Genomic DNA, 13,975 nt, shown 5'->3' on the forward strand with positions numbered 1-13,975 from the left:
GGCAGTGCTTACTTGCCTTCTTTCAGCAGACCGGCGCTGGTTGCGGCCTTCTCGATGTCGGCGTAGTTGCCGACCTTGGTCGGGATGAACCTGGTGGCGCGCTGCAGGTCGAGAATTTCCTTGCCTTCAGGCGTGGACTTGTCCAGTGCCAGGAAGGCATCGGCGATCTTCTTCTTCAGCGCCGGGTTCATGTCCGAGCGCACGCTCCAGTTGTAGTCGAAGTAGCCAGGTGTGGTGTAGAACACGCGCACGACGGCCGGGTCGACCTTCTTTTCGGCGACCAGCTTTTCCCACACCGAGATATTCAGCGCGCCCGCATCGACCTTGCCGCCGGCGACCGCTGCCACCGTGGCATCGTGCGCGCCGGAGAAAGCGATGCGTTTCAGGTCGGTGTCCGGATCGACCTTGGCGCCCAGCAGGAACGAGCGCGGCATCAGGTGGCCCGACGTCGACGACTCGGAGCCGAACGACAGCGTCTTGCCCTTCAGGTCTTCCAGTTTGCTGATGTCCTTGTTGGTGGTGATGAACACCGAGCGGAATTTCTCGTCTTCGGCGCGCTGCACCAGTGGGGTGACCTGGCCTTTGCTGCGCACGTTGGCCTGCACGAAGGTGAAGCCGCCGAACCAGACCATGTCGATCTTCTTGTTGATCAGGCCCTCGACCGACGCGGCGTAGTCGGTGACGGGCGTGAATTCGACTTTCAGGCCGGTGGCTTTGGCGAGGTAATCGCCGAGCGGCTTGAATTTGCGCTGCAGTTCAGTTGGCGCTTCGTCCGGAATGGCCGACACGCGCAGCACGCCAGGCGTATTCTGGGCTGCAGCGGTGATGGCCGCAAACATCAGGCCAGCAGCGGCGGTGGCGCCAAGAATCGTTTTGAACATGCGAAGCGGTGAGAAGTGGCGCATATGGCCTTTCATTGGGAAGTTGACAGGATTCGGGCGCCACGCTGAAGACTATGGTGGCGCTGAAAATTTGAATATTCAGATATCATAACAAAAACACAGCCATCCCATTCAGACAGCTCGATTACTGCGCCTTGCCCGCGCGCGAATGAAAAACCATGTCGACGTCATGCCTGACCGAATCGAAACGCCCCCACGCCAGCGCGGCTGTATTAGCCGAACTCGATGCCGGCCTGCGCGCCACCAGCGCCTGCATCTCGCCCAAATTCCTGTACGACGCACTCGGCTCGCGCCTGTTCGAGGCGATCTGCGAACTGCCTGAATATTATCCGACCCGCACCGAGGCAACTATCTTCGAGCGCCATGGCGCCGAGATGGCGCGCGCGATCGGCGCCGGCGCCACCCTGATCGACCTTGGCGCCGGCAACTGCGCCAAGGCGGCGCGCCTGTTCCCGCTGCTGCACCCGTCGCAGTACGTGGCGATCGACATTTCGGCCGACTTTTTGCGCGAGTCGATCGAGCGCCTGCAGCAGCGCTTCCCGCATATTGAAATGACCGGCCTCGGTCTCGATTTTTCCACCGCACTCGAACTGCCCGACACCGTGCGCCAGCAAAAGCGGCTGTTCTTCTACCCCGGTTCGTCGATCGGCAATTTCGCGCCCGAACAGGCGCGCGCCTTTTTGCGCCGCGCGCGCGCCGAATGCGACGACGATGGCGGCCTGCTGATCGGCATCGACCTGGTCAAGGACAGCGCCACCCTGGACGCGGCCTACGACGACGCGCTGGGCGTCACGGCCGCGTTCAACCTGAACATGCTGCGCCACATAAACCACCTGGCCGGCGCCGACTTCGACGTGCGGCAATGGCGCCACAGCGGCGCCTACAACGGCGCCGAGCAGCGCATCGAAATGCACCTCGAAGCGCGCGAGGCGCTGTCGGTGCGCTGGCACGGCGGCGAGCGCGCGTTTGCCCGCGGCGAGCGTATCCACACCGAGAACAGCTACAAGTACCGCCAGAGCGATGCGGTCGGTCTGCTCGAGCAGGGCGGCTTCCAGGCCACCCGCGTGTGGACCGACGCCGCCGGCTGGTTCGCGGTGATCCACGCGCGCGCCATTGCCGACTGAAGCGCAGGCCGCGATGAAGCCGACCAACGAGTTCACCTGGCGCCGTCATTACGAGACCGTGCGCAAACGCTCGCTGATGCTGGCCGAGCCCTTGTCGAGCGAAGATTGCGGCGCCCAGTCGATGCCCGACGCCAGTCCGGTCAAGTGGCACCTGGCGCATACCACCTGGTTTTTCGAGACCTTCATCCTCGAGCCGATGGAGGCGCAGTTCGCGCCGTTTCATCCGGCCTTCCGGGTGCTGTTCAACTCCTACTACAACGGCATCGGCGAGCGCCACCCGCGCGCCCAGCGCGGCCTGCTCACGCGACCGTCGCTGCAGGAAGTGCGCGCCTACCGCGCCAACGTCGACCAGCGCATCGCCCGCCTGCTGGCCGAACATGCCGACGACGAGGCGCTCGCCGCGCTGATCGAACTGGGCCTGCAGCATGAGCAGCAGCACCAGGAGCTGATCCTCACCGACGTCAAGCACATGCTGGCGCAAAACGCGCTGTATCCGACATATTCGTCGGCGTCGCCGGCGGCGCCGGACACGCCGCCGGCCGCCGGCTGGGTCGATTTTGCCGGCGCCCTGACCGAGATCGGCCACGACGGCGACGGCTTCTGCTTCGACAACGAGCTGCCGCGCCACCGCCAGTACGTGTTGCCGTTCGCACTGGCGGCGCGGCTGGTGACCAACGCCGAATACCTCGAATTCATCGACGCCGGCGGCTACCGCGACCCGGCCCTGTGGCTGTCCGAAGGCTGGGACCAGGTGTGCGCGCTGTCGCTTGCCCATCCGCTGTACTGGCGGCGCGACGCGCACGGATCGTGGCACGAATTCACCTTGCACGGCATGGGGCCGCTGGCGCCCGATCTGCCGGCGGTGCACCTGTCGCTGTACGAAGCGAACGCCTACGCCCACTGGCGCGGCGCGCGCCTGCCCACGGAAGCGGAATGGGAACTGGCCGCGCGCGGCGCAGACAGGGGCTTGCATCAGATGTTCGGCCATTGCTGGCAGTGGACCAGCAGCAGTTATTCCCCCTATCCAGGCTACGCGACGGCCCCTGGCGCGCTGGGGGAATACAATGGCAAGTTCATGCTCAACCAGTACGTGCTGCGTGGCTCCTCCAAGGCAACGCCGCCGGGCCATGCGCGCGCGAGTTACCGCAACTTTTTCCCTGCCGGCGCACGCTGGCAATTTACCGGCATCCGACTCGCTAAATAATGACCGTCCACCTGCCGCAGATCGAGATTCTCAACCGCCGCGCCAACGCCTACATCCTCGCCCATCCGCTCGCGTTCGTGTGGCAGGTCCTGAAGGGCTTCCGCGCCAACCAGGGTTTGCTGCTGGCCGGCGCGGTGGCGTATTACGCCTTGCTGTCGATCGTGCCGTTCCTGATGCTGGTGGTGGTGGCGCTGTCGCACTTCATCGACCAGGCCGAACTGCTGCTCACGCTGCGCCGCTATCTCGAGTACCTGGTGCCGGGACAGTCGGAGTCGATCACCGCCGAGGTGGCGCACTTCCTCGAGAACCGCAACCTGATTACCTGGGTGCTCGGCGGCACCATGCTGTTTTTCAGTTCGCTCGCCTTCACGGTGCTGGAAAACGCGATGAGCGTGATCTTCATCCATCGGGTGGCGATCCGGCGCCGTCACTTCCTGGTGTCGGCGGTGCTGCCTTACTGCTACATCGTCGCGCTCGGCGCCGGCATCATGCTCGTCACCCTGGTGGCCGGCAGTCTGCAGGTGATGGGGACGGAGAGCGTGCGTCTGTTCGGCTACAACTGGTCGCTCGGCGGCGTGTCCGGCGCGCTGCTGTACCTGCTGGGGCTGGGCGGCGAAATCCTCGTGCTCACGTCAATCTACATGGTGATGCCGGTGGGCCGGCTGTCGCTGTCGCACGCGCTGATCGGCGGCATCACCGCGGCGCTGCTGTGGGAAGTGGCGCGGCGCGTGCTGGTCTGGTATTTCTCCACCTTGTCGCAGGTGAACGTGGTGTACGGCTCGATGACGACGGCCATCGTCGTCATGTTCAGCCTGGAAATCGGCGCCACCTTGCTGCTGCTCGGCGCCCAGGTGATCTCCGAATACGAGCGGGCAGGGAAGGACCAGATGGACGAGGAGCCGGAGCCGATGCAGACCTATCCCGAAAAATAATTTGCTGCGGCGCACAAAATAGTGATACACTTCGTTTTGTGCTGCAGTTCGTTCGCGATTTGCACCACGCCCCAGGCGCTGCGCCTCGATAACGGCACGTGTAATGCTGTGATTCGTAGATAGTCGCAAAAGACTGGGTTTGTAATTCCGAATACGTTGGTCGATTTACATATCAACGCACCACGCAGATAGCATGGGCGCCTGAGACACGATTAAAGCATTGGTAATACATTGGAACAGAGCTCGCTTCGGCGAGCTTTTTTTTCGCCTGAACGGTTTGTGCGCGCGCTTCGCGGCGGTGATGTTAAAGTCGCCACTAATTCCACTTAGCAAAGTAGCCATGAAACCCTTCCGCAGCATTGTCTTCGACCTGTACGGTACTCTGTACGATGTCCATTCCGTCGCTGGCATCTGCGACCAGGCGTTTCCCGGCAAGGGCGCGGCGATCTCCCAGTTGTGGCGCCAGAAGCAGCTCGAATACACCTGGCTGCGCAGCTTGATGGATCGCTACGTCAACTTCGAAGCGCTGACCGACGACGCGCTGCGCTTCACCTGCACCGCGCTCGGATTGACGCTGGAAGAAGACATGGCGCGCGTGCTCGGCGACCTGTACCTGCAGTTGCTGCCGCACGAGGAAATGCCGGCGACGCTGCACCGTCTGAAAGATGCCGGCATCCCGCTCGGGATCATCTCGAACGGGTCGCATAAATCGATTGCCCAGGTGGTGAACAATTCGAGCATGGGCTGGGCCTTTGACGAGCTGATCAGCGTGGAGGATGTGCAGGTGTTCAAGCCGCATCCGAAAGTGTACGAACTGGCCGCGCGGCGCATGGGGCATTCGCGCGAGCACATTTTGTTCGTCTCGGCCAACGGCTGGGACGCGAGCGGCGCCAGCCTGTTCGGCTATCCGACTTGCTGGGTCAACCGCACGCTCGGCGCCTTCGACGTGCTGGGCGCGACGCCGACGGTGGTGACCGAGAACCTGACCGCGATGGCGGACTGGGTGCTGGAGGATTGGGACGGGATTCCGGAGATTTCTGAAGGCGATGCAGCCGGGGACGCGGCGACGCGTCCCGATGCTTAAGGATCGCTACACCTTGAAGGGGTTTTGTATCGTCAGCCGGTTCTCTATGATTTGACCATGCTGCATATCCTCAGAATAGAAGACAGCACACCCACTTTCGATGGCCGCAGCCAGCAACAACGCGTCGTAAAAGTGAAACCGATACTTATCGTGCAGAAAAATTCCTCGCTTGTGGACAGCTAACGTCAAAGGCAGAATATCGGCACTTAGCAATTGAAGAGCCGACAGCATCTCCTTTGTTTTCAGCCAGTTGAATCCTTTACGCAAGGCGATATTGCAAAGCTCGTTACAGACTTGTACTCCTATGGCAATGTCGCTGCTCTGAAGCAGGCGAAGAGTGATTTCCCCTTTGCGATTGGCCTCCGCTTCAGCTTGCGATAATTTCGCGCCGGGCAGCGGCTCCTTCCCTTGGAGAATATAGACTAGCGTGTTTGTATCTAGAAAGCACTTAGCGCTCATTCGCTTCAATGCGATCAAACTTAAAGTCGCTTGGGATCGTACCGCGCAGAGCCCGCAGACGAGCAATAAGTTCAGAGCGTGTTGGGCTCTTGATGACTTCGAAAGTACGCTCGCCGGCGATCTCGATAGAAATAGTGTCGCCTTCTTTCAGATCCAAAGCCTGCACCACGCTCGACGGAAGACGTACCGCGAGACTGTTACCCCACTTCGCAACTTGCATTCTGCCTCCTGGAGTGATTCGATACACATCGTTTTAACGGTGTATCCAGACTAAGCGTAGCGAAGTAAAAGTCAAGCGGGTTTCCTATTTCGCTGCACGTCTTTCGATATTGGGCAACAGGACAGTCAACATGCCCAGCAGCGGCAGGTACGAGCAGATCTGGTAGACGAAGGCGATGCCGTAGACGTCCGCCATTTTTCCCATCGCCGCGGCGCCGATGCCGCTGATGCCGAACATCAGGCCGAAGAAGATGCCGGCGATCATGCCGACGTTGCCGGGCACCAGTTCCTGCGCAAACACCACGATCGCCGAGAACGCCGACGAAATCACGAAGCCGATGATCACGGTCAGCGCGGCGCTCCAGAACAAGTTCGCATACGGCAGCGCCAGGGTGAACGGCGCGGCCCCGAGGATCGAAATCCAGATGACGCGCTTGCGCCCGATGCGGTCGCCGATCGGCCCGCCGAGGAAGGTGCCGGCCGCCACCGCGGCAAGGAACAGGAACAGATAGATCTGCGCACTGGCGACCGACAGCGAGAATTTCTCGATCAGGTAGAACGTGTAGTAGCTGGTCAGGCTGGACATGTACAGGTACTTCGAGAACACCAGGAATGCCAGCACCATGAGCGCGCGGACGATCTGCTTGCGCGACAGCTGAGGTCCGTGGCCCGCGCCGGTCTTGCGCTGGAACGTCAGCAGGTGATTCTTGTACCAGCGCGACACGCCATACAGCACGCTGATCGCCAGTACCGCCACCAGCGCGAACCAGGCGATATTGCCCTGGCCGCGGCCGACGACGATGGCGGCCGCCAGCAGCGGGCCGAGCGCGCTGCCGGCATTGCCGCCGACCTGGAACAGCGACTGCGCAAAACCGTAGCGCGTACCGGACGCCATGCGCGCCACGCGCGAGGCCTCCGGGTGGAAGGCCGAGGAGCCGATGCCGATCAGCCCCGCGGCCATCAACAGGGTAGGGAAGGTATCGACCACCGCCAGCATGAGCACGCCTAGCAAGGTGAAGCACATGCCGATCGGCAGCAGGAACGGGATCGGACGGCGGTCGGTGTACAGGCCGATCCACGGTTGCAGCAGCGACGCGGTGCACTGGAACGTCAGCGTGATCAGGCCGACCTGGGTGAAGGTCAGGCCGAACTGCTCCTTGAGCATCGGGTAGATGGCCGGCAGCACCGCCTGGATCAGGTCGTTGAGGAGGTGGACGAAGGCGACTGCGCCGAGGATGCGCATGACGGTGACTGGTGCGGCGGGGGTTGGGTTTATGGCGGGGGAGATGCTCATGAAGATACTTAGGTGAGGCGCCGGACCACGGGTTGCGGACGCCGGCTAAACCGGAGTCTGACCCCAAGACCGGGTCAGACCCCTTTTGATATTTTTTAGGCGCGGAGGCGGTAGCCGGTTTTGAAGATCCACCAGATCAGACCCATGCACACGGCCAGCAAGGCGATTGCCACCGCGGCGCTGAGCGCGACGCTGACGTCGGAAACGCCGTAGAAACTCCAGCGAAAGCCACTGATCAGGTACACCACGGGGTTGAATAGCGCGACCTTTTGCCAGAACGGCGGCAACATGCTCAGCGAATAGAAACTGCCGCCGAGGAAGGACAACGGCGTGATGATGAGCATCGGCACGATCTGGATCTTTTCGAAACCGTCAGCCCAGATGCCGATGATGAAACCGAGCATGCTGAAGGCAACCGAGGTCAGCACCAGGAACAGCAGCATCCACACCGGATGGACGATTTCGAACGGCACGAACAGGCGTGCCGTCAGTAATATCAGCAGGCCGAGGATGACCGACTTGCTGGCAGCCGCGCCGACATAGCCGAGCACGATCTCGGTGGCGGAAATGGGCGCCGACAAGATCTCGTAGATGGTGCCGGAAAACTTGGGCATGTAGATGCCGAACGAGGCGTTGGCCACGCTCTGGGTCATCAGCGACATCATGATAAGGCCTGGCACGATGAAGGCGCCGTACGGCACGCCGTCGACCTGCACCATGCGCGAGCCGATCGCGGCGCCGAACACGACGAAATACAGCGACGTCGAAATCACCGGCGAGGCAATGCTCTGCATCAGCGTGCGCCAGGTGCGCGCCATCTCGAACATGTAGATGGAGCGGATTGCGTAAAAGTTCATGTCTGCTTACCCTACCAGGTTGACGAAGATGTCCTCGAGCGAGCTCTGGCTCGACTGCAAGTCCTTGAAGTCGATGCCGTGCTCGCCGAGCCGGCGCAGCAGGTCGGCGATGCCGGTCTGTTCGCTCTGGGCGTCGAAGGTGTAGACCAGCTCGGTGCCGTCGGCCGATAGCGCCAATGGCATGCCGGCCAGCGCCGGCGGAATCGCCGCCAGCGGGTGTTGCAGGTGCAGGGTCAGCTGCTTCTTGCCGAGCTTTTCCATCAGCGCCGACTTGTCCTCGACCAGGATGATCTCTCCCTTGCGGATGACGCCGATGCGGTCGGCCATCTCTTCGGCTTCCTCGATGTAGTGGGTGGTCAGGATGATCGTCACGCCCTGGTCGCGCAAGCCGCGCACCATTTCCCACATGTCGCGCCGCAGCACGACGTCGACGCCGGCGGTCGGCTCATCGAGGAACAGGATTTGCGGCTCGTGCGACAGCGCCTTGGCAATCATCACGCGCCGCTTCATGCCGCCCGACAGCGCCATGATGCGGGCGTCCTTCTTGTCCCACAGCGACAGCTGGCGCAGCAGTTTTTCGATGTGGGCGGGATTTGGCGGCTTGCCGAAGATGCCGCGCGACAGGCTGACGGTGGCCCACACGCTTTCGAAGGCGTCGGTGGCGAGCTCCTGCGGCACGAGGCCGATCTTGGCGCGCGCGGCGCGGTAGTCCTTGACGACATCGTGGCCGTCGGCAAGGATGGTGCCGCTGGTGGGATTGACGATGCCGCAGATGGCGTTGATCAGCGTGGTCTTGCCGGCGCCGTTCGGGCCGAGCAGGGCAAAGATTTCGCCGCGGCGGATCTCGAGGTCGACCGATTTGAGGGCGTGGTAGCCGCCCGAATAGGTTTTCGAGAGTTTCTGGACTGAGATGACCGCTTGCATGCGCTTCCTTGCCAATTTATCGATGGGATCGATTGTAGTGGAATTGGCGTTGCAAGGTTGGTAGGGGGTGATTATGCAAACTGGCGCAAGGGCATCGGGGCCAGACCCAGGTCTGACCCCGATTGAAGTTGGTCTGGCCGCGATTGAGTCGCTATGCCACGACAGCCGATACCGGCTCGCTCTTGACCAACGCCAGCTGCCGGTTCACCGCGCTGAGCACCGCCTTGAACGACGCCGTGACGATGTTGCTGTCGATGCCGGCGCCAAACAACGTCGGCCCGTTGGCCAGGCGCAGCTCGACATAGCAGGCCGCGCGCGCATTCGCGCCCGAGCCGATCGAGTGCTCGTGATAATCCATCAGCTTGATATCGAGCCCGAGCGCATTGACGAACGCGTCGATCGGCCCGTTACCGCCGCCTTGCAGCTGCATCCGCTGCTGGCGGTGGGTCAGGGCGATGTCGATCTGCACCGGCTCGTCGCTGCTGGTGTCTTCGACCATCTTGTGCGAACTGTAGGCATACGGCGCCACTTGGTCGAAATACTCGCGGCAGAAAATGTCGTGGATGTCGCGCGCGGCAATCTCGCGTCCGCTGGCGTCGGCCACCGCCTGCACCGCGCGGCTGAACTCGATCTGCAAGCGGCGCGGCAACTGCAAGCCAAATTCCTGCTCGAGCAGGTACGCCATGCCGCCCTTGCCGGACTGGCTGTTGACGCGAATCACGGCGTCGTAGCTGCGGCCGAGGTCGGCCGGATCGATCGGCAGGTACGGCACTTCCCAGATTTCATCGGCCTTCTGCTTGGCAAAACCCTTTTTGATCGCATCCTGGTGCGAGCCGGAAAACGCAGTAAACACCAGGTCGCCGGCATACGGATGGCGTGGGTGAACCGGCAACTGATTGCATTCCTCGACGACCTGGCGCACCGCGTCGATGTCGGAGAAATCCAGGCCCGGATGCACGCCTTGGGTGTACAGGTTCATCGCCAACGTGACGAGGTCGACATTGCCGGTGCGCTCGCCGTTGCCGAACAGGCAGCCTTCGACGCGGTCGGCGCCGGCCATCACGGCCAGCTCGGCCGAGGCGATCGCGGTGCCGCGGTCATTGTGCGGGTGTACGCTGATGACCAGCGAATCGCGCCGCGCGAGGTTGCGGCACATCCACTCGATCTGGTCGGCATATACGTTCGGCGTGCTGCACTCGACGGTGGAGGGCAGGTTGAAGATCATCTTGTTGTCCGGCGTCGGTTGCCACACGGCGCTGACGGCGTCGCAGATGTCGCGCGAAAAATCGAGCTCGGTGGTCGAGAACGATTCCGGCGAATACTCGAAACCCCATTCGGTTTGCGGATGTTGCTTGACCAGTTCCTTGACGAGCGCGGTGCCGGTGACGGCGATCTGAATGATTTCCTCGCGCGACATGTTGAACACCACGCGGCGGAACACCGGCGCCACCGAGTTGTACAGGTGCACGATGGCGCGCTTGGCGCCGACCGCCGACTCCACCGTGCGGCGGATCAGTTCGTCGCGCGACTGGGTCAGCACGATGATGGTGACGTCGTCCGGAATGCGGTTCTCATCGACCAGCTTGCGGACGAAATCGAAGTCGGTCTGCGACGCCGACGGGAAGCCGACTTCGATTTCCTTGATGCCGATCTTGACCAGCATCTCGAAGAAACGCAGCTTCTTTTCCGGGCTCATCGGCTCGATCAGCGCCTGGTTGCCGTCGCGCAGGTCGGTGCTCATCCAGATTGGCGGGTGAGTAATGGCGCGGTCCGGCCAGGTGCGGTCGGTCAATTGGACGGGCGGGAAAGCGCGGTATTTGGCGGCTGGATTCTGCAACATCATGGGGTGCTCCTGGATTCGAATGGGAAATGGCCGGGGTCGGCGCGGTGTGGCTGCAGGCTGCCGGGCGGCCACGTTGCGCTAGGCCAGGCAACCGGTCGGTAGCGATAGCAGCAGTAGCGCAAGCGCGGGAACACCGCCGGCCATGGATGGCGGGGTCGACACGACGAACATTGCGGATTGAGCGGTAGAAAACATCTTGGGCCTAACTTTCCTGGGTATTACCAACGCCTGGGCGGGTTGCCGGGCGGCGCACTGCGGGTGGATTACGCGCGTGCAGCTAGTAGCGTCGCTAGCGATAGTGCGCGAGCGAGCGGTAGGGAAGTGGACAGATGCAAGGGGAAAGACATGGACTTACTGTAAGGGACACGGCGCCGGCTTGTCAAGCATCGCGTTGCGCCGGTGTGCAATGTTGACCGAAAAACTGTCGCCCTCGCGAACGCGCGGGCCCTATTCCTACAACGGCTGCGCCTGGTCCGGATACGCCTGGTCGATGTCCTTGATGATGGCATTGCCGCCATCGACGATGCTCTGATAGCGATCGTAGAGCTGGGGATACGTCACCATCTGCCGCAGGTGTCGCTTGCCGGCGGCGGAGGTGGCCATCTTGTAGCGCGCGGCCAGGCCGTCGTCCTCCTCCGTCTGCTGCTCAGCATAGGCGAGCAGCTTCTTTTGGTGTCCCTTCCACCCATCCGAGGACAGGTCCGCCTTCGGGAGGTCGTACTGGTACAGGTTGACGATCTTCTCGAGCAGCGCCTCGTTCTCGATATTGGTCAGCTTGCCGCTCGACTTGAAGCCCTCGTAGCGCCCGAGTCGGGGCACCAGGAAGTTGTTCATTGGCAGGTGGCGGTACGCTTCGTCGAACTTTTCGCCGTCCGGCGACTCCTTCGGATCGCCCGCCGCCAGGTAGGCGTAGCGCTGGTCGGACGCGCGGTGAAATGCGACGATCTGCTTGACCTGCGCCTGATCGCTCTGGATGTCGCGCTTCAGGCCGAGCAAGAAGGTCTTCACCTGCTTTTGCTCGTGCCGGTGCTCGCCGACCGAGTGCAGCCAGATGCTCAGGCTCACCGCGAAGACAATGATGACAATTTCAAGCAGCATCTCGCCCGCCTTATGCCAGAAGCCATGCTCGGCGGTCATGATTCGCCACAGCGATTTAGTGTGCTTTGCTATTTCCTGGTCTGCCATGTGTGCCTTGGTATGGAAGGTGTTCAATTAATTGCGTTGAATTATAACCATCTGTTTTGTTTCAGCATAGAAAAGTTGGAAACGCCGGCCTGGTCATTGCCAGAGTCGTACGGTTACGGCGAATCGCCTGTAAAATCAGGGACTTGACTCATCGATAATTCACACGGAGGACACGTCCAGCATGCCCCATAACATCAGCCTGATCACCACTTTCGCTGCCGCCCTGGGTTTCGGGCTGCTGTTCGGCATGCTCGCGCTGAAGCTGCGCCTGCCCGCACTGGTCGGTTACCTGGCCGCCGGCGTGCTGATCGGGCCGGCCACACCGGGCTTCGTTGCCGACGCGGCCATCTCGGCCCAGCTGGCGGAAATTGGCGTCATGTTGCTGATGTTCGGTGTCGGCTTGCATTTCTCGATCAAGGACCTGATGGATGTGAAGCGCATCGCACTGCCCGGCGCGGTCTTGCAGATCGCGGTGGCAACCGCGATGGGCGTTGGCCTGGCGCACTGGTGGGGCTGGAGTCTTGGCGCCGGCCTGGTGTTCGGCCTGGCGTTGTCGGTGGCCAGCACCGTCGTGTTGCTGCGCGCGCTGGAAGACCGCGGCATTCTCGATTCGCTGAACGGGCGCATCGCGGTCGGCTGGCTGGTGGTGGAGGACCTCGTGACCGTGCTGGTGCTGGTGTTGTTGCCGGCAGTGGCCGGTTCGCTCGGCGGCGCCGGCGCCGACACCAACCGGCCGCTGTGGCAGACGCTGGCGATCACGTTCGGCCAGGTCGGCGCTTTCGTCGCCTTTATGCTGATCGTCGGGCGCAAGCTGTTTCCCTGGCTGCTGTGGCGCGTGGCCAAGACCGGCTCGCGCGAAATGTTCACGCTGTGCGTGATTGCGGCGGCGGTCGGCATCGCGTATGGCTCATCCGAAATTTTCGGCGTGTCATTCGCGCTGGGCGCGTTCTTCGCCGGCATGGTGCTGCGCGAGTCCGAGCTGAGCCACCGCGCCGCCCAAGAATCGCTGCCGCTGCGCGACGCGTTTTCCGTGCTGTTCTTCGTCTCGGTCGGCATGCTGTTCGATCCGATGGTCATTGTGGAAAGCCCGCTGCAACTGCTGGCGGTGGTGGCCGTCATCATCTTTGGCAAGTCGCTCGCCGCGTTCGCCCTCGTGCTGATGCTGCGCTACCCGCTGAACACGGCGCTGACGGTGTCGGCCAGCCTGGCGCAGATCGGCGAATTCTCGTTCATCCTGGCCGGCATGGGCATGCAACTCAAGCTGCTGCCGGCCGAAGGGCAGAGCCTGATCCTGGCCGGCGCCATCATTTCGATCGCCGTCAACCCGCTGCTGTTCAAGGCCGTCGAGCCGCTGCAGAATTGGATCCGCTCGAAGTCCGAACTGGCGCGGCGCATGGAACGTGCCGAAGACCCGCTCGCCGAGCTGCCGATGAGTACCGATCACGCCAAGCTGAGCGGGCAGGTAGTGCTGGTCGGCTACGGCCGCGTCGGCCGGCGCATCGCGCACGACCTGACCAATCAGGGCGTGCACTTCGTCGTGGCCGAGCAGAACCGCGAGCTGGTCGAGGAACTGCGCAAGCAGGGCTTTGCGGCAGTGGCGGGCGATGCTGGCGAGCCGGCCGTGCTGATCCAGGCGCACATCGCGCGCGCCTCGATGCTGGTGGTCGCGACGCCGGACACGTTCCGGGTGCGCGCCATGATCGAGACGGCGCGCGCGCTCAATCCGTCGATCAAGACGGTGGTGCGCACGCATAGCGAGAGCGAGGCTGAGCTGTTGCGCGGCGAGCATGCTGGCAAGGTGTTTGTCGGCGAGCACGAGCTGGCAAACAGCATGACGCAGTATGTGTTGCGCAACTTGAGCGAGGCGGAAGCCAAGCCGCATTGAATGACAGTGGTTCTGCCGAAACTGCGCAGGCTCTGTCGGCCGAGCGCAGCTTCATTGAAGTGC

The 13,975-nt window shown here is 62.4% G+C and carries 13 protein-coding genes; 5 read left to right on the forward strand and 8 right to left on the reverse strand.

Going from position 1 to position 13,975, the window contains the following annotated elements; genetic code table 11:
- Window positions 1–8 precede the first annotated feature (8 nt).
- Window positions 9–905 carry a putative selenate ABC transporter substrate-binding protein gene (locus CR105_RS21540; protein WP_099792140.1) on the reverse strand — a complete coding sequence of 299 codons (897 nt, stop codon included), beginning with the start codon at window positions 903–905 and terminating at the stop codon, window positions 9–11.
- A 155-nt stretch (window positions 906–1,060) separates the two neighbouring features.
- Between CR105_RS21540 and egtD the strand changes: the two genes are divergently transcribed.
- The 4 genes from egtD (at window position 1,061) to CR105_RS21560 (ending at window position 5,246) form a co-directional block, all read left to right on the forward strand.
- The gene (egtD, locus tag CR105_RS21545) at window positions 1,061–2,026 is read left to right on the forward strand and encodes an L-histidine N(alpha)-methyltransferase (RefSeq protein WP_099792047.1); all 966 of its coding nucleotides are present in this window, start codon (window positions 1,061–1,063) and stop codon (window positions 2,024–2,026) included.
- Window positions 2,027–2,039: 13 nt separating this feature from the next.
- Window positions 2,040–3,230, forward strand: a complete 1,191-nt coding sequence (gene egtB, locus CR105_RS21550; protein ID WP_099792142.1) for an ergothioneine biosynthesis protein EgtB — start codon at window positions 2,040–2,042, stop codon at window positions 3,228–3,230.
- Complete coding sequence (locus tag CR105_RS21555) at window positions 3,230–4,162, forward strand: YihY/virulence factor BrkB family protein (protein WP_099792049.1); 933 nt, start codon at window positions 3,230–3,232, stop codon at window positions 4,160–4,162. Before egtB ends, CR105_RS21555 begins: the two co-directional genes overlap by 1 nt.
- Before the next feature lie 340 nt (window positions 4,163–4,502).
- Window positions 4,503–5,246, forward strand: a complete 744-nt coding sequence (locus CR105_RS21560) for a haloacid dehalogenase type II (RefSeq protein ID WP_099792051.1) — start codon at window positions 4,503–4,505, stop codon at window positions 5,244–5,246.
- Window positions 5,247–5,252: 6 nt separating this feature from the next.
- Here the strand turns inward: CR105_RS21560 and CR105_RS21565 are convergent, their stop codons facing one another.
- From CR105_RS21565 to CR105_RS21595, 7 genes are all read right to left on the reverse strand, one after another.
- Window positions 5,253–5,705 (reverse strand): PIN domain-containing protein, encoded by a 453-nt coding sequence (locus CR105_RS21565; protein WP_099792053.1) that lies wholly within the window; start codon window positions 5,703–5,705, stop codon window positions 5,253–5,255.
- Complete coding sequence (locus CR105_RS21570) at window positions 5,695–5,925, reverse strand: AbrB/MazE/SpoVT family DNA-binding domain-containing protein (protein ID WP_099792055.1); 231 nt, start codon at window positions 5,923–5,925, stop codon at window positions 5,695–5,697. Before CR105_RS21570 ends, CR105_RS21565 begins: the two co-directional genes overlap by 11 nt.
- An 84-nt stretch (window positions 5,926–6,009) precedes the next feature.
- Window positions 6,010–7,218 (reverse strand): MFS transporter, encoded by a 1,209-nt coding sequence (locus CR105_RS21575; RefSeq protein ID WP_099792057.1) that lies wholly within the window; start codon window positions 7,216–7,218, stop codon window positions 6,010–6,012.
- A gap of 95 nt (window positions 7,219–7,313) precedes the next feature.
- A complete protein-coding gene (locus CR105_RS21580; protein WP_099792059.1) occupies window positions 7,314–8,075 on the reverse strand; it encodes an ABC transporter permease in 762 nt (253 codons plus the stop codon).
- 6 nt (window positions 8,076–8,081) lie between these two features.
- Window positions 8,082–8,999 (reverse strand): ABC transporter ATP-binding protein, encoded by a 918-nt coding sequence (locus tag CR105_RS21585; protein WP_099792061.1) that lies wholly within the window; start codon window positions 8,997–8,999, stop codon window positions 8,082–8,084.
- 151 nt (window positions 9,000–9,150) lie between these two features.
- On the reverse strand, window positions 9,151–10,842 hold the full coding sequence (gene leuA, locus CR105_RS21590) for a 2-isopropylmalate synthase (protein ID WP_099792063.1): 1,692 nt from the start codon (window positions 10,840–10,842) through the stop codon (window positions 9,151–9,153).
- Between the two features lie 453 nt (window positions 10,843–11,295).
- Window positions 11,296–11,979, reverse strand: a complete 684-nt coding sequence (locus tag CR105_RS21595; RefSeq protein WP_099792065.1) for a hypothetical protein — start codon at window positions 11,977–11,979, stop codon at window positions 11,296–11,298.
- Between the two features lie 229 nt (window positions 11,980–12,208).
- Between CR105_RS21595 and CR105_RS21600 the strand changes: the two genes are divergently transcribed.
- Entirely contained in the window at window positions 12,209–13,912 is a 1,704-nt protein-coding gene (locus tag CR105_RS21600) for a cation:proton antiporter domain-containing protein (RefSeq protein WP_099792067.1), read from the forward strand.
- The last annotated feature ends 63 nt before the right edge of the window (window positions 13,913–13,975 follow it).

Source organism: Massilia eurypsychrophila, from assembly GCF_002760655.1.
Classification (GTDB): domain Bacteria; phylum Pseudomonadota; class Gammaproteobacteria; order Burkholderiales; family Burkholderiaceae_D; genus JAFCUW01.

Coding starts and splice junctions, on each gene's coding strand:
- CR105_RS21540 (WP_099792140.1), bottom strand. CDS start 905: ATGCGCCACTTCTCACCGCTTCGCATGTTCAAAACGATTCTTGGCGCC.
- egtD (WP_099792047.1), top strand. CDS start 1,061: ATGTCGACGTCATGCCTGACCGAATCGAAACGCCCCCACGCCAGCGCG.
- egtB (WP_099792142.1), top strand. CDS start 2,040: ATGAAGCCGACCAACGAGTTCACCTGGCGCCGTCATTACGAGACCGTG.
- CR105_RS21555 (WP_099792049.1), top strand. CDS start 3,230: ATGACCGTCCACCTGCCGCAGATCGAGATTCTCAACCGCCGCGCCAAC.
- CR105_RS21560 (WP_099792051.1), top strand. CDS start 4,503: ATGAAACCCTTCCGCAGCATTGTCTTCGACCTGTACGGTACTCTGTAC.
- CR105_RS21565 (WP_099792053.1), bottom strand. CDS start 5,705: ATGAGCGCTAAGTGCTTTCTAGATACAAACACGCTAGTCTATATTCTC.
- CR105_RS21570 (WP_099792055.1), bottom strand. CDS start 5,925: ATGCAAGTTGCGAAGTGGGGTAACAGTCTCGCGGTACGTCTTCCGTCG.
- CR105_RS21575 (WP_099792057.1), bottom strand. CDS start 7,218: ATGAGCATCTCCCCCGCCATAAACCCAACCCCCGCCGCACCAGTCACC.
- CR105_RS21580 (WP_099792059.1), bottom strand. CDS start 8,075: ATGAACTTTTACGCAATCCGCTCCATCTACATGTTCGAGATGGCGCGC.
- CR105_RS21585 (WP_099792061.1), bottom strand. CDS start 8,999: ATGCAAGCGGTCATCTCAGTCCAGAAACTCTCGAAAACCTATTCGGGC.
- leuA (WP_099792063.1), bottom strand. CDS start 10,842: ATGATGTTGCAGAATCCAGCCGCCAAATACCGCGCTTTCCCGCCCGTC.
- CR105_RS21595 (WP_099792065.1), bottom strand. CDS start 11,979: ATGACCGCCGAGCATGGCTTCTGGCATAAGGCGGGCGAGATGCTGCTT.
- CR105_RS21600 (WP_099792067.1), top strand. CDS start 12,209: ATGCCCCATAACATCAGCCTGATCACCACTTTCGCTGCCGCCCTGGGT.